The organism is Paucibacter aquatile, from assembly GCF_002885975.1.
Classification (GTDB): Bacteria; Pseudomonadota; Gammaproteobacteria; order Burkholderiales; family Burkholderiaceae_C; genus Paucibacter_A; species Paucibacter_A aquatilis.
The window spans coordinates 858,599-884,370 of record NZ_POSP01000004.1; the positions used below are offsets into that span (position 1 = coordinate 858,599).

Consider the following 25,772-nt stretch of genomic DNA (forward strand, 5'->3'; position numbering starts at 1 on the left):
GCCTCCTGGCTTGCGCAGCTGCCTTGCTCTGTTCCACCGGCCTGGTTGAGGCCGCGCCGCGTGTGCTGAAAGACTGGCCCGCCGTGAAAAGCTTGGTCGCCGCCGACCCGGCCATGGAGGCGCGCATCCGGGCCATCGTCGCCGGCATGAGCCTGGCGGAGAAGGTCGGGCAGATGACCCAGCCCGAGATCAAGTACATCACGCCCGAGGAGGCGGGCCGTCATCACATCGGCTCGGTGCTCAATGGCGGCGGTGCCTGGCCGGGCAACAAGCGCGAGGCTTCGGTCGCCGATTGGCTCGCCTTGTCCCAGGCCTACCACGAGGCCTTGATGTCCAGCGGCGCACGCACCCCCATCCCCATCATCTGGGGCACGGATGCCGTGCACGGCCATGGCAATGTGCGTGGCGCCACCTTGTTCCCGCACAACATCGGCCTCGGTGCCGCGGGTGACGCGGCCCTGGTGGAAGAGATCGGGGCGGCCACGGCGCGCGCGGTGCGCGCCACCGGCATCCAGTGGGTGTTCGCGCCCACCCTGGCCGTGGCCCAGGATGCGCGTTGGGGGCGCACCTACGAGAGCTTTTCCGCGGATCCGATGGTGGTGGCGCGCCTCGGTGCCGCTTCGGTGCGCGGTCTGCAAGGCCAGCTCGGCGACAGCAGTCGGGTCGTGGCCACCGCCAAGCATTTCATCGGCGACGGCAGCACCGAGTTCGGCCGCGACCAGGGCCACAGCCAGGTCAGCCGCGCGCAGATGATCAATGTGCACGGCCAGGGCTACTACGCCACCCTGGCCACCGGCGTGCAAACAGTCATGGCCTCCTTCCACAGCTGGACCGATGTGGGCGCCAAGCCAGCCAGCAAGGACTACGGAAAGATGCATGGCAGCCATGAGTTGCTGACCGTGGCCTTGAAAGAGAAGATGGGCTTTGACGGCCTGGTCGTGTCCGACTGGAACGGCATCAGCCAGGTGCCAGGCTGCCGCGACAGCAGCTGCCCGCAGGCCATCAAGGCCGGCATCGACATGGTGATGGTGCCCGAGGACTGGCGCGCCTTCATCCAGAACACCATCGCCCAGGTCGAGCGCGGTGAGATCCCGATGTCGCGCATCGACGATGCCGTGACGCGCATCCTGCGCGTCAAGATGCGCGCTGGCCTGTTCGAGACCTCGCCGCGCCAGAGCGCGGTGGCTGGCAAGCCCGAGGCCTTGCTGGCCCGAGACCTGGCCCGCCGTGCGGTGCGCCAGACCCTGGTGCTGCTGAAGAACGAGCGCGGCGCGCTGCCGCTGGCCCAGGGCAAGCGCATCCTGGTGGTGGGCAAGAGCGCCGACAACCTGGCCAACCAGGCCGGTGGCTGGAGCATGACCTGGCAGGGCACGGACACGCAGAACGCCGATTTCCCGGCCTCGCAGTCCATTCTGTCTGGAATTCGTGAAGTGGCCGGTGCCGCCACGCTGAGCTTCAGTGCCGATGGCTCCGGTGTGGACCCGAGCCAGTTCGATGCCGTGATCGCCGTCATCGGCGAGACGCCTTACGCCGAAGGGGTGGGCGACATTTCGCCCTCCAGCACCTTGCAGCACAGCCGCCGCTACCCGGAAGACCTGGCGGTGCTGCGCGCCGTCAGCGGCCGCGGTGTGCCAGTGATCAGCGTCTTCCTGAGCGGCCGCACGGTCTACGCGAATGACTTGCTCAACCTGTCCGATGCCTTCGTCGCCGCCTGGTTGCCGGGCAGCGAAGGTGCGGGCGTGGCCGATCTGCTGTTCAAGAACGCGGCCGGCCAGGTGGCCCATGACTTCCGTGCCAAGCTGCCTTTTGCCTGGCCCTCGGCGCCTTGCGTCAGCGCCAAGAGCCAGCCCCAGTTCAAGCCAGGCTATGGCCTCAGCTATGCCAAGCCGGGCACCGTGCGCCAACTGCCGGTCAGCGTTCGCAGCGGTGGTTGCGATGTGTCCAAAGAGCTGCTGATCTTCCGCCAGACGGGGCAGGGCCCCTACCAGATGCATGTCGGCAGCCCCAGCGGCGCCTGGCCCAACCGCGGCCTCGGTTCCGACCTCAATGCCGTGCTGGAAGCCCCGGCCGAACAGCCCGCCATCCGTGTCTCGACCACCCAGATCAACACCCAGCAAGATGCCAAGCGCCTGGTCTGGATGGGCCCGGCCACCTTCCATATCGGCTCCAACCAGCAAGCCGATCTGACCGTCTACCCCGCACCCGCTCTGGTGTTTGACCTGCTGCCGGAGCAGGCGCCGCAGCGCCCCGTGCGCCTGCGCATGGAATGCGGCCCGGGCTGTGGCGGCACGCTGGATCTGCAGCGCGTGATCAGCGCCTTGCCTACTGGGCAGCGCCACAGCCTGAAGATCCCGCTCGCCTGCTTCGCCGCCCAAGGTGCGGATCTGAGCCGCATCGGCGCGCCCTTCAACCTGACGGCCGACGCTCCGTTTGCCGCCGCCTTCGCCCACATCCGCGTGCGTGCCGGCGCGGCCCAAGAGCCCGATGCTTTGAGCTGCAGCCAATTTTCTCCCGCTCCCTGACCATGAATTTCAAGATCGACCCCAGCCACAGCGGCGCCAGCGTTCTGCGCCGCGACTTTCCCAGCGATTTCCGCTGGGGCTGTTCCACCTCCTCTTATCAGATCGAAGGCGCGGCGCAGGAAGACGGCCGTGGCGAATCCATCTGGGACCGTTTCTGCAGCGAACCCGGCCGCATCCGCGACGGCAGCAGCGGCGCCGTCGCCTGTGACCACTACCACCGCTGGCCCGAAGACCTGGACATGGCAAAGCAGCTGGGCGTGAATGCCTACCGCTTCTCCATCGCCTGGCCGCGCCTGTTGCCGCAGGGCCGCGGTGCCGTCAATGAAAAGGGTTTGGATTTCTATTCCCGCCTGGTCGACGGCATGCTGGAGCGCGGCCTGCAACCCTGGGCCACGCTCTACCACTGGGACCTGCCGCAGGCCCTGCAGGAGCAGGGCGGTTGGGCCAACCGGGCCACGGTCGACGCCTTCCTTGAGTACACGGAACTGGTGACGCGCCGCTTGGGTGACCGGGTCAAGCACTGGATCACCCACAACGAACCCTATTGCACCGCCTTCCTCGGCAACTTCGAAGGCAACCATGCGCCGGGCCTGAAGGACCACAAGACCGCCTTGCTGGTCTGCCACCACCTGCTGCTCTCGCATGGCCGCGCCGTGCCGCTGATCAAGCGCCTGGTGCCCGATGCGAACGTGGGCATCACCCTGAGCCTGCACCCGATCTCGCCGGCCAGCGACAGCGTCGAGGATGCCGCGGCCGCGATCCGCCACGATGGCCTGCGCAATCGCTGGTTCCTGGACCCGCTGCATGGCCGCGGCTACCCCGAGGATGTGCTGGCCTTGCTGGGGTCGGATGCACCGCAGCTGCTCAGCAATGACCTGCGCGAGATCGCCACGCCTACCGATTTCCTGGGCGTCAATTACTACTTCCCTGAGCGGATCGAAAACGCCCCGGGCGTGGCGCCCATCGCCACCCGTGTGGTCGAGACGCACGGCGTGGAGCGCACCGCCTTCGGTTGGGAGGTGGACCCGGAAGGCATGGTCACCCTGCTGACCCGCATCCAGCGCGACTACGCGCCCAATTGTGTCTATCTGACCGAGAACGGCTCGACCTTCGAGGACGAACTGCTGCCCGATGGCCGTGTCGAGGATGTGCAGCGCCGCAGCTATCTGCAGCGCCATCTGGCAGCTGCCCAGCGCGCCATGGCGGCCGGCGTGCCGCTGAAGGGCTATTTCGCCTGGAGCCTGCTCGACAACTTCGAGTGGGCCGAGGGCTATCTGCGCCGCTTCGGCCTGGCCTACGTCGACTTTGAAACCCAGCAACGTACCCTGAAGGCCAGCGGCCAGTGGTATGCCCAGTTCCTGCAGCCTGGAGAGGCGGACCGATGAAACACGCGAACCATGTTTGGGGCAAGCTGGCCCTTTTGCTCGCCGCAACTGGCGCTGCTGCGATGGCTCAGGCGCAGACCAAACCGGCCGCCACGCCCGCTGCGGCACCGTTGAAGGCCGAAGTCATCCACTGGTGGACCTCGGGTGGCGAGTCGGCCGCCGTCAAGGCCCTGGCCGATGCCTACAGCGCCGCGGGCGGTGCCTGGAAGGACACGGCCGTGGCCCTGGGCGAGCAGGCGCGCTCGGTGGCCATCAACCGAATCGTTGGTGGCAACCCGCCGACGGCGGCCCAGTTCAACACCTCCAAGCAGTTCCTCGATGTGGTGGATCAGGGGCTCTTGAATCATGTGGATGAAGCGGCCGCCGCCGGCAAGTGGGAGCAGGTGCTGCCCGAGACCGTGCTCAAGGTCATCAAGGTCAAGGGCCACTTCTACGCCGCGCCGGTCAACATCCACATGCCGGCCTGGATCTGGACCTCCAAGGCCGCCTTCAAGAAGGCCGGCATCACGGCCGAGCCCAAGACCATGGACGAGCTCTTTGCCGCGCTCGACAAGCTCAAGGCCGCCGGCCTGATCGGCCTGGCCCATGGCGGCCAGCCCTGGCAGGACAACACGGTGTTTGCGGCCGTGCTCAGCAATGTCGGCGGCCGCGAGCTCTACCTCAAGGTCATGCGCGACCGCGACCCCAAGGCCATCATGTCGCCCGAGTTCAAGAATGTGCTGCTGAGCTTCAAGCGCCTGCAGAGCTATGTGGACAAGGGCTCGCCGGGCCGCAACTGGAACGACGCCACCGCCTTGCTGATCAATGGCAAGGCCGGTGTGCAGTTCATGGGCGACTGGGCCAAGGGCGAGTTCGCCCTGGCCAAGCAGGAGGCCGGGCGCGACTACGGCTGCATCGCCGGCTTCGGCCCCAACTCGCCCTACATCATCCAGGGCGATGTCCTGGTCTTCCCCAAGACCAACCGGCCCGAGGCCATCAAGGCCCAGAAGCTGCTGGCCACCGTGGCCACCACGCCGGCCACGCAGATTGCCTTCAGCATCAAGAAGGGCTCCATCCCGGCGCGCAGCGATGTCGATGCCAGCCAGCTCGACATCTGCGGCCAGCAGGGCGTGGCCATCATGAAGGACAAGTCGCGCCACCTGGGCAATGGCGAGGTCTACCTGACGCCGGATCAGAACGGTGCCATGCAGGACATCGTGACCGCCTACTGGAACCGCAGCATCCCGGTTGAGAAGGTGCAAAAAGACCTGATCGCCGCCCTCAACAACAACTGAGGGCACAGGCGCTGATGTCTCGCAAGAACCGCTCTTCGAATCGGGCTTCTCGGCTCCGTGGGCTGACGCCCTGGGCCGCCCTGCTGCCCATGGCGCTGACCGTGCTGCTGGGCTATCTGGGCGCGGTGCTCTGGACGCTGCGTGTGTCCCTGAGCAGCTCGCGCACATTTCCCAAGGACGACTTCGTTGGCCTGGCCCAGTACGAGCGCCTGTTTGGCAACGAGCGCTGGCTGCTCTCGCTGGAGAACCTCGCGGTCTACGGCCTGCTCTTCATCGGCGCCTGCATGGTGATCGGCTTCTTGCTGGCCGTGTTCATCGACCAGAAGGTGCGCGGCGAGGGCCTCTTGCGCACCATCTTTCTCTACCCCTACGCCATGTCCTTTGTGGCCACCGGTCTGGTCTGGCAATGGGTGCTCAATCCCACCGACGGCATCCAGCAGGCGGTGCGGCAGATGGGCTTCGAGAACTTCACTTTCGACTGGATCATCGACCAGGACATGGTGATCTACACCGTGGTGATCGCCTCGGTCTGGCAGGCCTCGGGCCTGGTGATGGCCCTGCTGCTGGCTGGCTTGCGCGGCATTGATGAAGACATCTGGAAAGCCGCCCGCATCGACGGCATCAAGCCCTGGCGTGTCTACCTGTCCATCGTCCTGCCCATGCTCGGCGCTTCCTTCGCCACGGTCTTCGTGCTGCTGTTCACCGCGGCGGTCAAGGTCTTCGATGCGGTGGCGGCCATGACCCAGGGCGGCCCAGGCACAGCCAGTGATGTGCCAGCCAAGTTCATCATGGACCATCTGTTTGGGCGCGCCAATGTGGCCCTGGCCTCAGCCGGCGCCATCGTGCTGCTGCTGACCGTGCTGGCCCTGGTGGCGCCGTTTTTCTACGCCCGCAGCCGCAAGGCGCGGAAGGGGAAGGGCGCATGAGCCACTCTGCTGTCACGATGAAAACTCAAGCCGCCCGACGCGCCCAGGCCCGCGGACGCTTCAATCCGGCCCGCTGGGGCATCTACGCCTTCCTGCTGACGGCGGCCCTGTTCTTCCTGGCCCCGCTCTACATCATGCTGGTCACCTCCTTCAAGACCATGGAGGAGATCCGCCTGGGCCAGCTCTTTGCGCTGCCCATGAATGCCACGCTCGAGCCCTGGCGCGCGGCCTGGAGCGAGGTCTGCACGGGGGTGTCCTGCGAGGGCATCAGCGCCGGGTTCTGGAACTCGGTCGCCATCGTGGTGCCCAGCACCATCCTGCCTGTGCTGATCGGCGCGCTCAACGGGTATGCGCTGAGCTTTTGGCGGCCGCGCGGCGCCCATGTGCTGTTCGGCATCCTGATGCTGGGCGCCTTCATTCCCGTGCAGGTGATGATTTATCCGCTGGTCAAGGTGATGGCGGCCGTGGGCCTCTACAGCTCGCTTCCCGGCATCGTGGCCGTGCACTTGATCTTCAGCATGCCGGTGATGACCTTGCTGTTCCGCAACTACTACAGCGCCATCCCGCCGGAGCTGTTCAAGGCCGCGCGCATCGACGGTGGCGGCTTCTGGCGCATCTTTGTGCAGCTGATGCTGCCCATGTCCACGCCCATCATCGTGGTGGCGGCCATCATGCAAGTGACCGGGGTCTGGAACGACTACATCCTCGGCCTGGTCTTCGCCGGCCGCGAGCATTTGCCGATGACGGTGCAGCTCAACAACGTGATCAACACCACCACGGGTGAGAGGCTCTACAACGTCAATATGGCGGCCACCATCCTCACCTCCATGGTGCCGCTGCTGGTCTATTTCGTCTCCGGACGCTGGTTTGTGCGCGGCATTGCGGCCGGTGCGGTCAAAGGTTGATTGAGAGAACAATGAGTACGACGACGAGCCCACAGCCCAAGAGTGGCGTCAGCATCCGCGAGCTGTGCATCCGCTTCGATGCCAACGAGGTCATCAAGGGCCTGAATCTGGAGATCCGCGAGGGCGAGTTCCTGGTGCTGCTGGGCCCCTCGGGCTGCGGCAAGTCCACCTTGCTGCACAGCATTGCCGGCTTGACCGATTTCGAGAGCATTGCCGCGGGCACCGTGGAAATTGGCGGTCAGGACATGACTTTTGCCGACCCCAGCGCGCGCGGCATCGGCATGGTGTTCCAGTCCTATGCCCTCTATCCGACCATGACGGTGGAGAAAAACATGTCCTTCGGCCTGCGCGTGGCAGGCTGCCCCAAGGACGAGGTGCAGCGCCGGGTGCAGCGCGTGGCGGCCATGTTGCAGCTGGAGCCGCTGCTGCAGCGCAAGCCGGGCCAGCTCTCCGGCGGCCAGCGCCAGCGCGTGGCCATCGGCCGCGCCCTGGTGCGAGAGGCGGCGGTGTTGCTGTTTGACGAGCCCCTGTCCAACCTCGACGCCAAGCTGCGCGCCGAGCTGCGCCGCGAGCTCAAGCTGCTGCACAAGAAGCTGGGCTCCACCATGATTTACGTCACCCACGACCAGGTGGAGGCCATGACTCTGGCCAGCCGCATCGTGGTGATGAAGGGTGGCGTGATCCAGCAGATCGGCGCGCCGACCGAGGTCTACGAGCGGCCGGCCAATCTTTTTGTGGCCGGCTTCCTGGGCGCACCGGGCATGAATCTGGTGCCGGGTCAGCTCTCCGTGTCTGCGTCCGGCGAGGTGGGTTTGAGCGGTGCCCTGAGCGCCGATCTGGCCGCTTACCCCTTCCAGCAGCAACCGCACGACGGGCAGGCCGTGCTGCTGGGCATCCGCCCTGAGCATGTGCGCCTGGACCCGCAGGGCGCCTGGCGCGGCGTGGTCCATCTGATCGAGCCCATGGGCAACCATCAGGTGGTGTGGATCCAGTGCGGTGCGCAGCTGCTGGCCGCCATCGTCGAAGACCATGTGCAGCTGCAGCCCGACCAGGCCCTGAGCTTCCAGCTCGACCTGGCGCGGGCCTCGCTGTTCGATCAGTCCAGCGAGCAGCGGCTCTGAGCCACCGCGCTGCTTGGGACGCACCATGAGCTTGCCCCCTGTGACCAGTTTGCCGCTCCTGCGCCGCATCGTCATCGCCGGCGGCGGCACCGCCGGTTGGATGAGCGCCGCGGCGCTGTCCACCTTGCTGCCGCCGGGCTACGAAATTCACCTGGTCGAATCGGAGGAAATCGGCACCATCGGGGTGGGCGAGGCCACCATCCCGAACATCAAGAACTTCAATGCCGCCCTGGGCCTCGATGAGAACGACTTCATCCGCGCCACTCAGGCCAGCTTCAAGATGGGCATCGAGTTCGTCAACTGGGGCCGGCTGGGTGAGCGCTACATCCACGGCTTTGGCAGCTTCGGCCAGGATTTCGGCAGCGTTGGTTTTCACCACCAATGGCTGCGCCTGCGCCGCGAAGGCCTGGCCTCGGCCCTGGACGATTACTCCATCAACACCAGCGCGCCGCGGCAGGCCAAGTTCATGCGCGCCCGGCCCGAGATGGCCGGCTCGCCCCTGGCTGACATCGCCTACGCCTACCAGTTCGACGCCGGCCTCTACGCCGCTTATCTGCGCCGGCATGCCGAGCAGCGCGGCGCGCGCCGCAGCGAGGGCCGCATCGTCGAGGTGCTGCGCGCGGCCGAAGACGGCCGCATCCGCGCCCTGCGCCTGGACAGCGGCGAACAGATCGAGGGCGACTTTTTCCTCGACTGCACCGGCATGCGCGCCTTGCTGATGGGCCAGACCTTGGGCGTGGGCTTAGAAGACTGGTCGCATTGGCTGCCCTGCGATCGCGCCTGGGCGGTGCCTTGTGAATCGGCCGGCCCCTTGCTGCCCATGACCCGGGCCACCGCACACAGCGCCGGTTGGCAGTGGCGCATTCCGCTGCAGCACCGCACCGGCAACGGCCATGTGTTTGCCAGCCGCTTCATGGACGAGGGCGAGGCGCGCGATCTGCTGATGCGCCATCTCGACGGCAAGCCCCTGGCTGAGGCGCGCTCGATTCGTTTCCAGCCCGGGCGGCGGCACCAGGCCTGGCATCAGAACTGCCTGGCCGTGGGCCTGTCAGGTGGTTTCCTGGAGCCGCTGGAATCGACCAGCATCCACCTGATCCAGACCGCGCTGGCCCGGCTGATGAGCTTTTTCCCGCATGGCGGGCTCGACGCGGCCGACATCGCCGAATACAACCGCCAGACCCAGTTCGAATACGAGCGCATCCGCGACTTCATCATCCTGCACTACAAGGCCACGGCGCGGGACGACTCGCCGTTCTGGAATCACTGCCGCCAGATGGCCGTGCCCGAGACCTTGCAGCGCAAGATCGATCTGTTCTGCAGCAATGGCCGTATCGTGCGCGAGGCCGATGAGCTGTTCGCCGAGCTGAGCTGGCTGCAGGTGATGAATGGCCAGGGCCTGCAGCCGCGGGGCTACCACCCGCTGGCCGAGCAGACGCCCAAGGCCGAGGCAGTGGACCTGCTCGCTCACATCCGGCAGGTGATTGCGCGCTGCGTGCAGGTCATGCCCACGCAGGCCGCCTATCTCGCTGAACACTGTCAGGCCCTCAGGCCAGGGAGCGGCACATGAGATGGATATTGGCAGTTCTTGCCATGGCGGGCCTGCTGGTCTGCAATGTGAGTGCAGCGGCCGGCCCCAGCCCCAGCCCCAGCTTCCAGATCGCCACCTACAACCTGCGGCTGAATCTGGCCTCGGATGGGCCGAACGCCTGGCCCCTGCGGGCCGAGGCCGTCAAGGCCTTGATCCGGTATCACGAGTTCGATGTCTTCGGCACCCAGGAGGGCCTGCCCGAGCAGATCGACGAGCTGTCCCGCATGGAGGAGTTTGCCCATGTCGGCGTGGGCCGCGACGACGGCAAGCGCGCCGGTGAGCACTCGGCCATCTTCTTTCGCAAGGCGCGCTTCGAGGCGCTCAGCAGCGGCGACTTCTGGCTCAGCCAGACGCCGGATGTGCCCTCCAAAGGCTGGGACGCGCGCTGCTGCAACCGCCTGACCAGCTGGGTGCAGCTGCGCGACCGGGCGAGCCAGCGCCGCTTCTTCGTCTTCTCGGTGCACTTCGATCACGAGGGTGAAGTGGCCCGCAAGGAATCGGCCAAGCTCTTGCTGCACAAGGTCAAGGAGATTGCCGGCACAGCGCCGGTGATCTGCCTGGGCGACTTCAACTCGACCCCCGAGACCGAGCAGATCCAGCGCATGCAGGCGGCGCTGCGCGATGCCTACCGGGTCAGCCAGAGCCCGCCTTACGGCCCGGTCGGCACCTTCAACGCGTTCAAGATCGACGCGCCGATGACGGCACGCATCGACTACCTCTTCCTCAGCCCCGGCATCACGGTGCTCAAGTACGGCGTACTCAGCGATTCGCAGGCCGGCCGTTTCCCGTCTGACCACCACCCGGTGCTGCTGCGCGTGCGCCTGGATTGATTGGACGCCGGCGCTTGATGCGGTGCTTGTTCCTTTTCGTTCTATGACCCGACTCCCCCCCATGAGCCTCCTGTTTCCTGCTTCATCCTCCTCCTCAAGCCGTCCTGGCTTTGTGTCTGCGGTGCTGATGCTGGCTGTCTGCATCGGTGCCGGCGCCGGTGCCGGTGTGGCCCAGGCCGCACCGGATGCCGGCAGCGTGTCGTCCTGGCAGACGCGCGCCGACCGCAGCCGATTGCTGGCCCGCGAGCCCGACCGCCGCTTCAAGCCCGGGCAGAAGGCGCTGCCCTTGCACATCGAGGTCGACTCCAGTCAGCGCTTTCAGACCATGGAAGGTTTCGGGGCCTCCCTCACCGATGCCTCGGTCTGGCTGATGCAGCAGCGCATGAGCGAGACGCAGCGCAAGGCCTTGCTGGAGGAATTGTTCGGCCGCGGGCCGGGGGGTATCGGCTTTGATCTGACCCGCCTGACCATCGGCGCCTCAGACTTTTCGCGCAGCCACTACAGCTATCTGGACCTGCCTCCCGGCCAGACCGATATGGCATTGAAGGCCTTCTCGATCGAAGCTGCGCGCGCCGAGCTGCTGCCCGTGGTCAAGTCGGCCCTGGCCATCAATCCCCGCCTGCAGGTGATGGCCTCGCCCTGGAGCGCGCCGGGCTGGATGAAGCAGACCGACAGCCTGATCAAGGGCCGCCTCAAGCCTGAGATGTACGGTGTGTTTTCTGAGTATCTGGTGCGTTATGTCGACGCTTTTGCGGCCGAAGGCGTGCCTATTTTTGCGCTGACGGTTCAGAACGAGCCGCACTTCGAGCCGCCTGACTACCCCGGCATGCGCGTCGATCCGGCCGAACGTGCCGCCCTGGTCGGCCTGCACCTGGGGCCTTTGCTCGCGCAACGCGGCCTGAAGACGCAGCTGATCGACTGGGACCACAACTGGGACGAACTGAAGTCGCCGCTGGCGGTGCTGGCCGATCCGGTCGCACGCCGCTATGTGGCCGGCGTGGGCTGGCATTGCTATGCCGGCGATGTGCAGGCCCAGACCGTGGTCCATGAGGCCCACCCCGACAAGGACACCTGGTTCACCGAATGCTCAGGCGGCGAATGGGCGCCCGAGTGGCACAAGACCTTGCCCTGGATGATGAGCAATCTGGTGATCGGCAGCACCCGCGGCTGGGCCAAGGGCGTGCTGATGTGGAACATGGCGCTGGACGAAAACCACGGGCCCCATCTGGGTGGCTGCAAGGACTGCCGCGGCGTGGTCACCATCGACTCCAAGACCGGCGAGGTGACCCGAAACATCGAGTACTACGCCCTCGCTCATGCCAGCAAATTCGTGCGCCGCGGTGCGCAGCGCATTGCCTCGCCCACCCAGCTGGGCGGCCTGGAAACGGTGGCCTTTCGCAATGCCGACGATGGCTCCATCGCCCTGATCGTCAGCAACGGCGAGGCGCAAAGCCGCCGCTTCACCGTCGGGCAGGGCGCGCGCCGCTTGGCCTACACCCTGCCCAAGCACAGCGTGGTCACCTTCACCTGGGCCGGCCAGTGAGGTGCAGCCGCGCGGGCGCGCGCTGTGCTCTGGTCCTGGCCGCGCTGAGCAGCATGGCTGCGCATGCCGAGCTGCGGCTGCACGGTGTATTCGGCGATCACATGGTGCTGCAGCGCGCCGTGCCCATCCCGGTCTGGGGCCAGGCAGAACCCGGCGAGCGCGTCGAGCTGCGCCTGCATGGGCAGCGCCAGACCGTGCAGGCCGATGCCCTAGGCCGCTGGCGCCTTCAGCTGCGCCCGGAGGCGGCCGGTGGCCCCTACCGGCTGGAGCTGCGTGGCGAGCGCAGCGATCAGGTGGTAGTGCTGCGTGATGTGCTGGTCGGCGATGTCTGGCTGACCTCGGGCCAGTCGAATATGGAATGGGCGCTGCGTGACTCTTTCGGTGGTCCGGCCGAAGCGGCTGCGGCCCAGGACCCCGGCCTGCGACACCTCAAGATGGCTCACCGCACGGCCACTCAGCCGCAGAGCGATCTGGCGCCCGCGCCTTGGCAAGCCGCCACCGGGCCCCAAGCGGCGGACTTCAGTGCCGTGGCCTACCACTTCGCCAAGCAATTGCGGCAGAAGCAGCCGGGCGTGCCCATCGGCCTGCTCAATGTCTCCTGGGGTGGCACCCAGATCGAGAGCTGGATGAGCCGCGAGGCCCTGGCCCGCCAGCCCGATATCGCCCCCTTGCTGGTCAGCATGCCGGACTCGCCGCAGGCCTTTGCAGCGCGCTACCAGGCGCGCATGGACGCCTTGCTCACGGCTTGGCAGGGCAGGGGGGCGACCGAGCCAGGGCAGGCTCTGGCCCACTGGGCCCGCGCCGATTGGGACGACAGCCGCTGGCCGCAGCTGCAGGCGCCGGGCATGTGGGAAGGCCAAGGCCTGAGCGATCTGGATGGCACGGTCTGGTACCGCCGCAGCCTGCAGCTCAGCGAAGCGCAGGCCGCGGCGCCTGATGCCGTGCTGAACCTGGGCCTGGTTGACGATTGCGATGAAAGTTTCGTCAACGGCCAAGCCGTGGGCGGCCAGTGTGGCTGGGACCAGCCGCGCCGCTACGCCCTGGCGCCCGGCCTGCTGCGCGCCGGCCTGAATGTGATCGCGGTGCGCGTGCGCGACACCGGCGGCGGCGGTGGTCTGCATGGCCGGCCTGAGGGCCTGGCCTTGCAGCTCGGCGGGCAGGCGCTGAGCCTGGCCGGGCCCTGGCGGGCCCAGGTTGAATCGCTGCTCGAGAAGCCCGAGCTGGGGCCCAATGATCTGCCCTCGCTGCTGTTCAACGGCATGCTCAGCCCGCTGCAGGGCCTGCCGATTCGCGGCATGCTCTGGTACCAGGGCGAGAGCAATGTGCCGCGTGCGGCCCAGTACGAGCGCCTGCTGCCGGCCTTCATCAACGATCTGCGCGCGCGCTGGGGCCAGGGCGAGTTTCCTTTCTTCATCGTGCAGCTGGCGGCCGATCAGCCCTGGCAGAACAACAGCCTGCAGGGCAGCGCCTGGGCCGAGTTGCGCGAGGCGCAGGCGAGGGCGCTGCGCCTGCCCCGCACCGGCCTGGTGCTCAGCAGCGACCTGACCGACGATGGCAATCTGCACCCGCGCCACAAGCGCGAGCTGGGTGAGCGGCTGGCGGCGCTGGCCCTCGAAGACGCGAAAGCCGAGAAGAACGCCAAGCCAAACGGCAAGCCGAAGGCCAAGCTGAACCCGCAGGTCCACGGCCGGGTTCACGGCCCGCTCTTGCAGCGCATGCGCATCCACGGATCCGCCGTGGAGCTGAGCTTCACCCAAACCGCGGGCGGCCTGTACTGCCCGGACGCCGAGATTCGCGGCTTCACCGTGGCCGGCGCCGATGGCGTGTTTCATCCGGCCCATGCGCAGCTGATCGGCAAGCATCGTGTGCGCGTGAGCAGCCCCGCCGTGCCTCAGCCGCAGGCCCTGCGCTACGGCTGGCTTGACAACCCGCAGCCGATCAATCTCTTCAACCGCGCCGGCCAGTCCGCCATGGCGTTCCGCAGCGACCGCTGGCCGCGCCTGACCGAGACGCAAAGCTATGGCTTCTGAATCGACTGGAAGTCTCGAAAAAGCCGCCTGCAAGGCGCTGCTGCTCGGGGCCTTGTCCCTGGGTTGCGGCCTGCTCCTTGCGGCACCCGCAGCACCTGCGGCCCCGCCCATTCCCTTGGCTGCGGTGCTGCCGCAGCCGCAGCGGCTACAAGCGCTGGAAAATCAAGCGCCGTTTGAGCTCGACCGGAGGGTGCAGGTCTGGGCCGATCCGGCCTTGCGGGCGCCGGCACAGGCCTTGGCGCGCGAGCTGGGCCTGCGCCCGGCCCGTTCTGGTCAAGCACCGGCGACCGGCGCCCCGGGCCGGCAGATCCGCCTGGCCCTGGCGAAAGATCTGCCGGCCGTGGCGGGTGCCTACCGCTTGCGCATGGCCGGCGAGGCCCTCGTCATCGAAGCGGCCGAGGCCAGCGGCGCCTTCTACGCCGGCCAGACCTTGCGCCAGCTTCTGCCGCCGGCTTGGCGCCCCCGGGGTGATGCCCGCGTCCGCCTGCCGGCCGCCGAGATCGAGGACGCGCCGCGCTTTGCCTGGCGCGGCCTCATGCTCGATGTGGCCCGGCACTTTCACGATGCTGCTCGCGTCAAGCGGGTGATCGACCAGATGGCGGCCTACAAGCTCAACCGCTTGCATCTGCATCTGAGCGACGACCAGGGTTGGCGTGTGCAGCTGCGCAGCCTGCCGCGGCTCAGCCAGGTCGGTGGGCGCGGCAGTCATTCGCAGCCCAATACGGGCCCGGCGCGGTACTTCAGCGAGGCCGATGTGCGGGAGATCGTGCGTTATGCCGCCGCGCGCCATATCGAGGTGGTGCCCGAGATCGACATGCCGGGCCACAGCGGGGCCGCGGCGCGCGCCTACCCCGAGTTCTTTGACGGCCGCGTCACCTTCAACCCGGCCAAGCCCGAGACCTACCGCTTCATCGACACCCTGCTGGGCGATCTGGTGCGCCTGTTCCCGGGCCGCTACCTGCATTTCGGCGGCGACGAGGTCTGGGTGAACAACACCCGCTGGAAGGACATGCCCGAGGTCATGGCCCTGGCGCGCAAGCTCACACCGGCCGATCAAGCGCCGCAGCTCAAGGCGGTGGAGGCGGACTTCGCGCGCCGCGTGGTGCAGCTGATCCAGAAGCATGGCCGCATTCCCATCGGCTGGGACGAGGTGATCGCCGCCGGGCTTGATGATCCTGCGCTGCTCGTGCAGTGGTGGCGCATGGACAAGCCCGAGGCGGCACGTCAGGCGCTGCAGCAGGGGCAGTCGCTGATCTTGTCGCCGTCCGACCGCATGTACCTGGACTACGCCGCCGGCCTGGGTGAACCGGGCGCACCCTGGGAAGGCAACACCGGCGGCCCGGTCTCGGTCGAAAAGATCGTGGCCTGGGAGCCCATGCCAGAAGGCTTGAGCGAGGCGGAGCGCCAGCGCGTGCTGGGTATCGAGGCGCCGCTGTGGACCGAGAACGTGCGCAGCGAAAGCTATCTGCAGTTCATGCTCTATCCGCGTCTGGCGGCGGTGGCCGAGGTGGCCTGGCGTCAGAGCGCCAATTCCAGCCCGGCCGCGTTTGTGAAGCGCCTGGCACCGCATATCCAGCGCTGGAAGGCCCAGGGCCTCAATGTGCGGGGCAGCCTGGAAGACGCACACCGCTACCGATTGCATTGAGCGCTGGGGTCACGCTTGGTTCGAAGCACCCAAATCCTTGTCGACTGCGACGGGCCTGAACCGAGCGATCTCTAGAATGTGCTAATCCAATATTCAAGCGGTCGCCCACCATGCAGTTTTCATCTTCCCTCGCGGTGCTTCTCTCCTTGCTGCTTTTGGGCTGTAGCTCAAGTCCAAGGTCCCCTTCAGGGACGCTTCAAGAAGACTACCCAACAGCCCGTCTGCGTTGTCTCGGTCTCGCGGATACAAAGGAATCCATCGTTCTGTCTGCGGGGCTGATTCGACAAAGTGTCAACATCTCAGGTGGCATCAACCATTCCTTTTACGCGGCTTGCATGGAGAAGGCCGGACACTCGCCGAGTTCGTTATCAATTTCGCAGAATCCTTCCGCCTCAATCACTCCGACACAATCGGCGCGGGCCTCGGAGGCGGCGCGCTAGCCAGTTGCGCATTTGTAATTTCAAGAGGCTGAATCGCCGCAGCTTCAGTGGGTCGTTGTTCTTGGTTCAGCTCAGCTCCGATCAGTCAAGCGCGTGATTCCCATGGCCTTGAACACGTACTTCTCGTAGATGGGTTCGGAGTTGCCGCTCTTCATCTTGCTCATGAAGTATTTCTCGAAGGCGATTTTGGCGAGGTGCACCCATTTGCCTTTCTTGAACCAGTTGACATTGCGTGGCGGGATCTGGGGCAAGGCGACGAAGGCCGCGCCGGTGTCGCCCATATCGGCCAGGCAGATGGCGTTCCAGGTGCCTTTGGCCGTGGCGGGTTTGCCCGCCAGTTCGTCGGCGATGTTGTGGGCAATGGCGCTGACCATGCTTTCGATCATGTAACCCGTTTTGGGGGCGCCGGTGGGCACCGGGGTCACCTCTACCGGCGGAATGGCCACGCAGACGCCAGCGGAGAAGATGCTGGGATAGCGTTTGCTTCGCTGGTGCTCGTCGATCAGCACAAAGCCGCGCGGGTTGCACAGCTCGGGCACGGCGGCCACGGCGTCCACGCCTTTGAAGGCGGGCAGCATCATGGCCAGCTTGAAGCCCACCGCGTGTTCGCGCTTGACCTGGCCCAGATCATCCAGCTCGCTGCAATGCAGTTGGTTGGCTTCGACCTGGTGAGTTTTGGCATTGCAGATCCACTTGATATCGTGTCCGCGCAGCTCGCTCTCCAGCATGCTCTTGCTGTCGCCAACGCCGCCCAAACCCATATGGCCAATATATGGCTCGCTGGTGACAAATGTCATCGGCACTTTGTGGCGCAGCTTGCGCTTGCGCAGGTCGCTGTCCACGATGAAGGCGAACTCATACGCCGGCCCGAAGCAACTGGCGCCGGGCATGGCGCCGATGACAATGGGACCAGGATTCTTCAGAAACTCCTGATACTCGGCCCAGAACTTTTCAGCGTGCGGCACGCTGCAGATCGAGTGGGTGTGGCCGCCGTGCGGGCCTGCGCCAGGCACTTCGTCGAAGCTGAGCTTGGGGCCGGTGGTGATGACGAGGTAGTCGTAGCCCAGGGTCTGGCCGTCCATCAGCAGCAACTCTTTGGCGTCGGGGCGGATGGCTTGTACGGCCTGGGCGACGAAGTCGATGCCTTTGCGTTCCAGATAGGGGCGTATCGGCATCGTGGTGTCTGCCGCCTCACGCCAGCCCACGGCCACCCAGGGATTGGAGGGGGTGAATTGAAAGGTGTCGCTCGCATTCACGACGGTGACGCGATGCTGGGGGCCGAGCAGTTCGCGGATTTCGTAAGCCGCCGGCATGCCGCCGAGTCCAGCGCCGATGATGACGATATGGGCCATGGTTTGTCTCCTGAGTTTGCGGTCGGTGGGGGCTGTGCAAGCCATGAGGAACAGAAGGCGCCGTCTTGTCGCGGCCTTGTCAGTGGCAAGGAACTTGTGCTTGTGATTTTACATAATACACATTGTCGCCTTTGGCTGCGCCGAGGCTTGACAAAGCTGCGACTTATTGCCTCAGGAATTTTGCGGCCGCAGCCGATAGGCAATCATGCTTAATCGACTGCCCAAAGACCCCGGTTCAATGGCCGATCTACTGGCCGACATTGGCAACCCATCAGCACATGAAATCGCCAAAAAACTAGGCGTATCCCGACGCACCGCCGACCGCTGGAGAACCGAGAAAGCACCACGGATAGCCCGCCTGGCTTTGTGGTGGCTGTCGCGCGAAGGCCACAGCGTTTGGGATTGCGAGATGGCCACCCGAACACAAATGGCCATTCAGACCAACGAGGCGCTATGGCGAGAAGTCAGGCAACTGCGGGAGCAGATTGCATTGATGACGCGGAACACGACTGCGCCACTTGGACGAACACACCCCGCGAACGACAGAACGGCCCTCGGCTAGGCCATTGCCCGCAATGGCTACGCCTCAGGCCTTTCTGCTGGACAGACCCAAGCAACGCCCTACGGGCTCACTGGGGCACGCCCCAGCCCCCGCTATTGCTTGACCGTAGCCGGTGGCTCTGCTGGCTGTTTGGCAGGCTCAGCGACGGCATGCGCGGGCACCGAGACACCAGCCCACGCGATGAAAAACCCGCCATCAGCGATGGAGCGACAAAGGCTCTCCGGCGTGTCCAATTTCGTGCCCTGCTGCGACCAGCAGCCGCAGCGCTTTTTGCTGGCGATGCATGCCGCAGGGTATGGGGCCTGTGTCGGCTTGGTTACCTCATCGTAGGCCGGGGCCGTATGAGGCAAGCCCTCAATGCGCGGCTGATAGGCCTGCGCGTATTCGACGGGCGTGGATGCCCTCGCCTGCTGGGCCTGGCCGCCCACAGTGGCAATAGGCGCAGATGCTGCACCAGGCGCAAAAACACCAGCTTGGCCAGATGCATCGGCTTTACCTAAACCCATGCCAATCCGCAAACCTACAACGCCAAGAATGGGAGAACCAATAAGAAGGGCAATCAATACCCAAACCTTGAAAGGGATTTTCCGCTTATGGGTGTGGGCCTCGGCGCTTTTGTAGTAGGCGTAAGCCTTTTTATTGAATTTGTATAGATGCTTGATCGAATCGGTGCGGGTTTTATCGCAGTTATCTTTCACTGCGCCCCATTCATGCACCGTCGATACCTGCATACCGAATTTGCGAACAGCGTGCAGATGGCGACCGACCAGGCGACGAATACCAACATGCAATTGGCTAGGGTGCTGGCAAATAAGTACCAGGTCAATGCCCTTGCCCCGGTGGGTTTCCATCGCAGGCTCAGCCCAAACTGGGGCGGCCTGGCTGGTAGGCCGAGGCCGAAAGCCTGGCACTTTCTGGCATTCATCGATGACGACAATACTGCCAGGCGGGCAGCTGGGCCATTCCTCAACCTTAATAGGCGTCCACGGCAATGTCAGCTCAACGATACCCGGGGCGGAATCGTCGCCCTGATCGCGCTGGACATAGAAAATAGGCCGCTGCGTTTGCTGGCGCAAAACCTCCAGCCGGTCGATTGTGTAAAGGCTCTTGCATGCACCAGGCAAGCCCGTCTGTAGCTCAATCATTTAACCACCTGGCGAGCGCTGGATTGATTTAACGATGGTCCCACTCTGCAAACCACTCACGACAAGTGAAGCCATCCAGGCGCTGAAATAGACATTGATGACAGCGGGCACCTGCAATAACTGAATGACCGTATATACATCGCCTGGCAGCGCCGCGAACTTTTGCGAGGCCTGATCGCGTATCCATTCAGCTGTCAAATTGACGCCCTGATAAGCAACAAAACCAACGCCGAGACTTACCAATACCCGACCAACGAGAGTACCGACAGCAGCAGTAATGCCGCCGATGATAGAACCAATAAGCAGGGGTACACCGAGAGGCAAAGGCATGATCAGAACTTTCTAAATACGAAGAAACCAGCATGGAGCAGCGAAAAGGCAAACGCCATGTGCCCCATCCAGCGCAGCGGATCGCACAGCTTAGAAAAAGGAATCACAGCCGATTTACCCGCGACAGATACTGTCTTATCAGCCAGGCAAGACGCCGCACCCTCTTGAGGCCGGAACAAGCTGCCGAACGATTGCGACTCCAAACCCTTGAGGGGATGCCCATCTGGCTGGGCCTGGCTGTTCATCGCAGCGTCACCAACCTCTGAAAGCGCGTTAGGCGTGTCGTATAACTGGCAATTGCGTTGATGAATTTCGCGAGCCATGGCGCACTGAACAGCGTCACCGTCACACGTATAGCCGCCGCCACAATTACCACCCCACCGGCCCTCTTTACAAATCTGTAACCCGGGGTTTTCTTGACAGAAATTTTCTTTCGGTTTTTCCTGACTGGCAGTACCCACAACAGTCCCATTTTTATCAGTGACCGTGGTAGTAGTCGTGCAAGTTGATTGATTACATACTGTGTTTGTGGTGGCAGTTCCCCCATCAGGCAAATTAGGGCCGCCAGGCGTAGTATTGCCAGCAGCAGCACCAGAAGCAGAAGTCGAAGCGCCAGGAATAGAAGTAGAAGCACAAGGCACACAGACCTGAGTACCGTTAATAGTCCCGGGACATTGACCGGCGGGACATTGCTTAGGAGCCTCAGAAGTGGTTTCGCCAGTATTGGCACCATCGCCGCCAACTTTGCCGCCGCAGGCCTGGCCGGTGTATTTGTACGGCCAGGACATATAGAGAGAACCATCAGGAGCGGCCTTAACAGATGCCGGATTAACGCCGCAGCCATCCATGCATTGCTCGCCGGGGTTTTCTATTTTGCGATCAGGCTGCGTAACAGCGGAATACGAGCCCTTTACAGGGCACGAATATGGATTGCAGCTCAAGCCGTCGCCCGAAGGCTTGAAACCTTGATTGCATTCACAGAGCTTATTAGGCAGCTCGGTGGAATTCGCAGGGCACATAGAAACATTTTGCTGCTTAGCCTGGCGAACCCAAGAATAAGAACCATACCCAGGTTCCATATATGAGCCGCTGCAATTGGCAACGCCGCTAGTTCCCTCGCCAGAACCACACTGCAAAGGCGTAATAATCGTTTTGCCCTTTGTTTCAGCCTGCCAAGCTGGAGAACAAGCAGCATAAGGACTGGCACCAGCACCAGAGCCGCATTGCCAACCAGCTTGGACCTGGGGAATAGACCGACCAAATGCCGCGACCTGGCCGCACATAAGCACCAGGCCGAATAAAACAATCAATCGTTTAAAAGTATCCACAGGCCACCCAGTAAAGCCAGAATTACATATATGCCCATCTCACACCCCCCCTTATTAATGACCTGGCACGCAAACCATTAAAAAAGGGGCCGAAGCCCCGGAAGATCAAGCGGCGCGAGCCATCCACTTGAAAACCTTGGTCGCCACCACCACTCCGAACACGGCCAAGCCGATGACGAGCACGGCAGCGCCGGCCTCGGTGATGGTGGCAACAGCCGCGGTGGTGTCGATCGCAGCATGGGAAGCGGTGGAGCCAACCAGCGAGCCAACGGCAACCAGGCCAGCGCGAGCCTTCTTGTTTGCGACAACGCGAGCGAACATCTTGTTCATGAAATTTCCCTTTCAGGTGTGCCGTCAGTGTTGAGAGCGCGGGCCAAAGCTTTAAGACACCAAGCACTCACCCAGACTGCGGCGACGGCACCCGCAATCGAGGCCCCATCCTCTAGGGATAGGTGAAAAGGAGATGAATCGATAGAGCACGGAACAGCGTAATATTCAAAGGATGAAGGAAGTACCGTGTTGCAAGTACCACCGGTGACCTTGGACCAATACACCTGAACCCAGGCACGATCAGCAGTGCCAGACACAAGGTAAGTCCCCATAAACGGGCAGTTAGTCTGAGTGACGGCAGATACAGGCGGCAAAGTGTTCACATACGCCTGCGCTGCGTCCTTGACCGTGGGAAAACACACAGCCCCCTGCTGATAGCCATTAGGCATGGCTCACACCCCCCCGCGAAAGCCAACAGAACGGGCCAGAGGCTGCAATGGCCCTTGTATGGGTGCAGACGCGCTGCAATGCCTCAACGCCCGCAAGCACGACGCGCCGAAACTCGGAGGCATAGTGGCGACCGCTTGGGCTAATCCAGCCGCCGCCCTCCGCTCTGCGCCATTGGTCGCTGATGTCAGAATTCGCCTGCACAAACGCAGGCAGACCAAGCCAACGACGAGCACGCCTAGAAGCGTGATCCAAGCCACCGACGCCATAAGCTCGCGCCCCTTTCGGCATTGCTGCCAAGTTCTTGTCTTTCTTCAGGTAATGCAGCAGATAGCCCACCGCGTTACCCACCTTCTGAGGCGCATCGCTGCGACTCATGCCATACGGCCACCACCCGCGCCGGTCGAAATGAGGGCACCGCACGCCAACCGGCAACCACACAACAATGTGGTAGTGGATGCAGTCGCGGCCCTTGCCATCGGCCCGGCGCTTGCCGTCTTGGATTTCAGCGATCCAAACGTAACGAAACGGGATTCCCTTACGTTGCACCAGTGATACATAGCCCGTAGCGCGTCAGAGACATGACGCGAGGACCAGAGCTGACCAGGGGCATAGGTGAGCGTGACCATCCACGGCACATCCGAGCGGTGGCCCTTCTCGGTGATCGCATGGCAACGAGCCGCAAAGCCCACCGACCGACGCAGAGCGCTAAACGTCGCTTCGCTTTGTCGATGGCAAAACACTCCAGGGTGTCGGCCAGTTCGTCGCGCTCTGCCGCTACGCGGCCGATACAGCCTCTTCAGACGCCCTTTCGGGACTTGTTGGAACTGAGACAAGCCCCGGCGCTTTCGCGCCGTCGAGGCCCTGGCGGGCCTGTGCCCAATGCCGCATTTGCTCGCTGCGTGACTGTGCGATTACTTGAGCGGCACCGCGATCCAAACCGCGCCCCATCATGTCCAGCTCAATGGACGCGCACCGCCGCCAGCTCCAAGGAACTAGCGACGGCGTAGGCTTGCACGTGGCGGAGTGACCACAGCGAGTAACCCCCGACAGGAAAGCCAGCCTGGCCGCACAGCTCAACGTCAATGTCTACATCGCCGCCCTGCCCTGGCCGAAGCCGCAACGGTAATGCTCAAAATCTGATCGTCATCAGCCATGGCAGAGCGCAAGGCCGCAGCCATCGACATACGCAGCAGGCGAGCTGTGCCGCGTGAATCGCGGTTTTCCATGCCGGTCCATGGGTGCACCCGTCAGGCCGTGGCAGGCTTGCGGGCAACGGGAGCCAACCGCGCCGACACCGCAAGACGGCCATCACGGTCCACGTACAGGCTCGACGGGTGCAGCTGGTAATCACCGGGGCTGTACGGCTGCTGTTCGCCGTCCAGCATCAGGTCAAATTTCTCGGGGTACGGCGGCTTGTTACCATCCTTGTCGACGGTATGCGCATAGCCTGTTTGCATGCGCAAGTGATACGGCTTGCCGGTCGTCTTGCTGTTGCCCTTGAACTCCTTGACGGTGGTCTGAGCGATGGTGATTTGAATCATGGTTGGCTCCAATAAGTACGAAAAATGAGATGACGCTTCACCAGATCGCGGAGGTGCTATGGCCCCTTGCCGTGGTACTGACCGTTTTCTATTGGTCAAAGCACGGCGCCGACCGAGAGCAACAGGCAAGCTATGGAAACGAACACCCCTTACGAAACGAGAACAAGGGATGTACTTCCGCTTGAAAAACGCATTACCTGATCGGGTTGTGTTAGCGCAGGTTTCGTTTTCTGCACTGCTGGACACTCGAGACAGACCAACCAGAGCGACGTTGACAGAAAAGTCGCTGACTTCGTGATCTGCTCGAAAGCCTTCGAAGTCGCCGCTGTTATCGAACTCGATGACGAAAGCCACAGAGGACGAGAACACCTAGACCAGAGACGCGATCAGCTGCTAACAAAAGCCGGAATCAAGGTTTGCGCTTCAAGACATTCCCGACGAGGGCGAGCTGCTGGCAGCGCTTTCGGAGAAAAGTGACGCCATGCCCCCGTGCTAACCTGCTACTTTCCAAACCGGGAAGCGCTTACCAAAAAAAGGTAAGCGACCGGAGGTTAACCAGCCGGAGATAAAAGTGGAAACATTCGGACGGGTGATTGACAACGCCGCTGAAAAGTGCGGAGGGCAAAACGCACTCGCACGAGAGCTAGACATTGCATCCGGCTGGATCAGCCTGGCGAAGCAAGGGAAAAAGCCGCTGCCAAAGGCAAAGCTAGAAGCGCTCGCAACGCTCGTTCAGATGGAGGCCGCTGAGCTTTGGGAACTGCAAGAGCTGCAAACATGCCACGCAGGACCCTTTCAAGCATGGTCTAAGCAGCATCTTTGCCCTTTTTTTCGTGGTCAATTTGTCCACGACTCCAAGCCCCGCAAACGCAGCAGGCATCGGTGATAACGGTCAATTCCATTGACCGGACAGACTACACATTGTCGCCTTTGGCTGCGCCGAGGCTTGACAAAGCTGCGACTTATTGCCTCAGGAATTTTGCGGCCGCAGCCGATAGGCAATCATGCTTAATCGACTGCCCAAAGACCCCGGTTCAATGGCCGATCTACTGGCCGACATTGGCAACCCAGCACATGAAATCGCAAAAAACTAGGCGTATCCCGACGCACCGCCGACCGCTGGAGAACCGAAAAGCACCACGGATAGCCCGCCTGGCTTTGTGGTGGCTGTCGCGCGAAGGCCACAGCGTTTGGGATTGCGAGATGGCCACCCGAACACAAATGGCCATTCAGACCAACGAGGCGCTATGGCGAGAAGTCAGGCAACTGCGGGAGCAGATTGCATTGATGACGCGGAACACGACTGCGCCACTTGGACGAACACACCCCGCGAACGACAGAACGGCCCTCGGCTAGGCCATTGCCCGCAATGGCTACGCCTCAGGCCTTTCTGCTGGACAGACCCAAGCAACGCCCTACGGGCTCACTGGGGCACGCCCCAGCCCCCGCTATTGCTTGACCGTAGCCGGTGGCTCTGCTGGCTGTTTGGCAGGCTCAGCGACGGCATGCGCGGGCACCGAGACACCAGCCCACGCGATGAAAAACCCGCCATCAGCGATGGAGCGACAAAGGCTCTCCGGCGTGTCCAATTTCGTGCCCTGCTGCGACCAGCAGCCGCAGCGCTTTTTGCTGGCGATGCATGCCGCAGGGTATGGGGCCTGTGTCGGCTTGGTTACCTCATCGTAGGCCGGGGCCGTATGAGGCAAGCCCTCAATGCGCGGCTGATAGGCCTGCGCGTATTCGACGGGCGTGGATGCCCTCGCCTGCTGGGCCTGGCCGCCCACAGTGGCAATAGGCGCAGATGCTGCACCAGGCGCAAAAACACCAGCTTGGCCAGATGCATCGGCTTTACCTAAACCCATGCCAATCCGCAAACCTACAACGCCAAGAATGGGAGAACCAATAAGAAGGGCAATCAATACCCAAACCTTGAAAGGGATTTTCCGCTTATGGGTGTGGGCCTCGGCGCTTTTGTAGTAGGCGTAAGCCTTTTTATTGAATTTGTATAGATGCTTGATCGAATCGGTGCGGGTTTTATCGCAGTTATCTTTCACTGCGCCCCATTCATGCACCGTCGATACCTGCATACCGAATTTGCGAACAGCGTGCAGATGGCGACCGACCAGGCGACGAATACCAACATGCAATTGGCTAGGGTGCTGGCAAATAAGTACCAGGTCAATGCCCTTGCCCCGGTGGGTTTCCATCGCAGGCTCAGCCCAAACTGGGGCGGCCTGGCTGGTAGGCCGAGGCCGAAAGCCTGGCACTTTCTGGCATTCATCGATGACGACAATACTGCCAGGCGGGCAGCTGGGCCATTCCTCAACCTTAAGGCGTCCACGGCAATGTCAGCTCAACGATACCCGGGGCGGAATCGTCGCCCTGATCGCGCTGGACATAGAAAAGGCCGCTGCGTTTGCTGGCGCAAAACCTCCAGCCGGTCGATTGTGTAAAGGCTCTTGCATGCACCAGGCAAGCCCGTCTGTAGCTCAATCATTTAACCACCTGGCGAGCGCTGGATTGATTTAACGATGGTCCCACTCTGCAAACCACTCACGACAAGTGAAGCCATCCAGGCGCTGAAA

General features: G+C 63.5%; 20 protein-coding genes and 1 pseudogene. 13 read left to right on the forward strand and 8 right to left on the reverse strand.

Annotated features, from left to right (window positions below; all coding sequences use genetic code 11):
• The first annotated feature begins 83 nt into the window (after positions 1 to 83).
• The 11 genes from C1O66_RS23305 to C1O66_RS23355 all read left to right on the forward strand — a co-directional run bounded on the left by C1O66_RS23305 (position 84) and on the right by C1O66_RS23355 (position 15,769).
• Positions 84 to 2,522: a glycoside hydrolase family 3 protein gene (locus C1O66_RS23305; RefSeq protein ID WP_243392937.1), complete on the forward strand. Its 2,439-nt coding sequence runs from the start codon at positions 84 to 86 to the stop codon at positions 2,520 to 2,522.
• 2 nt (positions 2,523 to 2,524) lie between these two features.
• Positions 2,525 to 3,907, forward strand: coding sequence for a GH1 family beta-glucosidase (locus C1O66_RS23310; protein ID WP_102770369.1), 1,383 nt, complete (start codon positions 2,525 to 2,527; stop codon positions 3,905 to 3,907).
• 62 nt (positions 3,908 to 3,969) lie between these two features.
• Positions 3,970 to 5,181 (forward strand): ABC transporter substrate-binding protein, encoded by a 1,212-nt coding sequence (locus C1O66_RS23315; protein ID WP_243392958.1) that lies wholly within the window; start codon positions 3,970 to 3,972, stop codon positions 5,179 to 5,181.
• Between the two features lie 14 nt (positions 5,182 to 5,195).
• Positions 5,196 to 6,107: a carbohydrate ABC transporter permease gene (locus C1O66_RS23320; protein WP_102770371.1), complete on the forward strand. Its 912-nt coding sequence runs from the start codon at positions 5,196 to 5,198 to the stop codon at positions 6,105 to 6,107.
• Entirely contained in the window at positions 6,104 to 7,012 is a 909-nt protein-coding gene (locus C1O66_RS23325; protein ID WP_102770372.1) for a carbohydrate ABC transporter permease, read from the forward strand. The genes C1O66_RS23320 and C1O66_RS23325 overlap by 4 nt, the downstream gene beginning before the upstream one ends.
• 11 nt (positions 7,013 to 7,023) lie before the next feature.
• Positions 7,024 to 8,133, forward strand: coding sequence for an ABC transporter ATP-binding protein (locus C1O66_RS23330; RefSeq protein ID WP_102770373.1), 1,110 nt, complete (start codon positions 7,024 to 7,026; stop codon positions 8,131 to 8,133).
• A gap of 25 nt (positions 8,134 to 8,158) precedes the next feature.
• A complete protein-coding gene (locus tag C1O66_RS23335; RefSeq protein ID WP_102770374.1) occupies positions 8,159 to 9,700 on the forward strand; it encodes a tryptophan halogenase family protein in 1,542 nt (513 codons plus the stop codon).
• Positions 9,697 to 10,551: an endonuclease/exonuclease/phosphatase family protein gene (locus tag C1O66_RS23340; protein ID WP_102770375.1), complete on the forward strand. Its 855-nt coding sequence runs from the start codon at positions 9,697 to 9,699 to the stop codon at positions 10,549 to 10,551. The genes C1O66_RS23335 and C1O66_RS23340 overlap by 4 nt, the downstream gene beginning before the upstream one ends.
• A 61-nt stretch (positions 10,552 to 10,612) precedes the next feature.
• Complete coding sequence (locus C1O66_RS23345; RefSeq protein WP_102770376.1) at positions 10,613 to 12,094, forward strand: glycoside hydrolase family 30 protein; 1,482 nt, start codon at positions 10,613 to 10,615, stop codon at positions 12,092 to 12,094.
• 53 nt (positions 12,095 to 12,147) lie between these two features.
• Positions 12,148 to 14,124 carry a sialate O-acetylesterase gene (locus C1O66_RS23350; RefSeq protein ID WP_133155333.1) on the forward strand — a complete coding sequence of 659 codons (1,977 nt, stop codon included), beginning with the start codon at positions 12,148 to 12,150 and terminating at the stop codon, positions 14,122 to 14,124.
• Complete coding sequence (locus tag C1O66_RS23355; RefSeq protein ID WP_102770378.1) at positions 14,114 to 15,769, forward strand: beta-N-acetylhexosaminidase; 1,656 nt, start codon at positions 14,114 to 14,116, stop codon at positions 15,767 to 15,769. The genes C1O66_RS23350 and C1O66_RS23355 overlap by 11 nt, the downstream gene beginning before the upstream one ends.
• A gap of 511 nt (positions 15,770 to 16,280) precedes the next feature.
• Here the strand turns inward: C1O66_RS23355 and C1O66_RS23360 are convergent.
• The gene (locus C1O66_RS23360) at positions 16,281 to 17,561 is read right to left on the reverse strand and encodes an NAD(P)/FAD-dependent oxidoreductase (RefSeq protein WP_102770379.1); all 1,281 of its coding nucleotides are present in this window, start codon (positions 17,559 to 17,561) and stop codon (positions 16,281 to 16,283) included.
• Between the two features lie 238 nt (positions 17,562 to 17,799).
• Here C1O66_RS23360 and C1O66_RS23455 point away from each other — a divergent pair, with 238 nt between their 5' ends.
• The gene (locus C1O66_RS23455; protein ID WP_165794455.1) at positions 17,800 to 18,123 is read left to right on the forward strand and encodes a helix-turn-helix domain-containing protein; all 324 of its coding nucleotides are present in this window, start codon (positions 17,800 to 17,802) and stop codon (positions 18,121 to 18,123) included.
• Positions 18,124 to 18,215: 92 nt separating this feature from the next.
• On the opposite strand, the gene C1O66_RS23365 is transcribed toward C1O66_RS23455, so the two are convergent.
• From C1O66_RS23365 to C1O66_RS23385, 6 genes are all read right to left on the reverse strand, one after another.
• Complete coding sequence (locus C1O66_RS23365) at positions 18,216 to 19,268, reverse strand: zonular occludens toxin domain-containing protein (RefSeq protein WP_102766637.1); 1,053 nt, start codon at positions 19,266 to 19,268, stop codon at positions 18,216 to 18,218.
• Positions 19,269 to 19,598: a DUF2523 domain-containing protein gene (locus C1O66_RS23370; protein ID WP_207795895.1), complete on the reverse strand. Its 330-nt coding sequence runs from the start codon at positions 19,596 to 19,598 to the stop codon at positions 19,269 to 19,271. It abuts the gene before it with no gap.
• 2 nt (positions 19,599 to 19,600) lie between these two features.
• A complete protein-coding gene (locus C1O66_RS23815; RefSeq protein ID WP_133155089.1) occupies positions 19,601 to 20,926 on the reverse strand; it encodes a virulence factor TspB C-terminal domain-related protein in 1,326 nt (441 codons plus the stop codon).
• Between the two features lie 105 nt (positions 20,927 to 21,031).
• The gene (locus tag C1O66_RS23380; RefSeq protein WP_102766639.1) at positions 21,032 to 21,256 is read right to left on the reverse strand and encodes a major capsid protein; all 225 of its coding nucleotides are present in this window, start codon (positions 21,254 to 21,256) and stop codon (positions 21,032 to 21,034) included.
• A gap of 381 nt (positions 21,257 to 21,637) precedes the next feature.
• The gene (locus C1O66_RS24785) at positions 21,638 to 22,192 is read right to left on the reverse strand and encodes a rolling circle replication-associated protein (protein ID WP_458294053.1); all 555 of its coding nucleotides are present in this window, start codon (positions 22,190 to 22,192) and stop codon (positions 21,638 to 21,640) included.
• A 701-nt stretch (positions 22,193 to 22,893) separates the two neighbouring features.
• Positions 22,894 to 23,187, reverse strand: coding sequence for a single-stranded DNA-binding protein (locus tag C1O66_RS23385; protein WP_102766634.1), 294 nt, complete (start codon positions 23,185 to 23,187; stop codon positions 22,894 to 22,896).
• Positions 23,188 to 23,439: 252 nt separating this feature from the next.
• Here C1O66_RS23385 and C1O66_RS24765 point away from each other — a divergent pair.
• Positions 23,440 to 23,664: pseudogene (locus C1O66_RS24765) on the forward strand (DUF2726 domain-containing protein); the annotation flags it as partial.
• Positions 23,665 to 24,635: 971 nt separating this feature from the next.
• On the opposite strand, the gene C1O66_RS23395 reads toward C1O66_RS24765, so the two are convergent.
• Positions 24,636 to 25,481 carry a zonular occludens toxin domain-containing protein gene (locus C1O66_RS23395; protein ID WP_394341056.1) on the reverse strand — a complete coding sequence of 282 codons (846 nt, stop codon included), beginning with the start codon at positions 25,479 to 25,481 and terminating at the stop codon, positions 24,636 to 24,638.
• Positions 25,482 to 25,772: the final 291 nt, after the last annotated feature.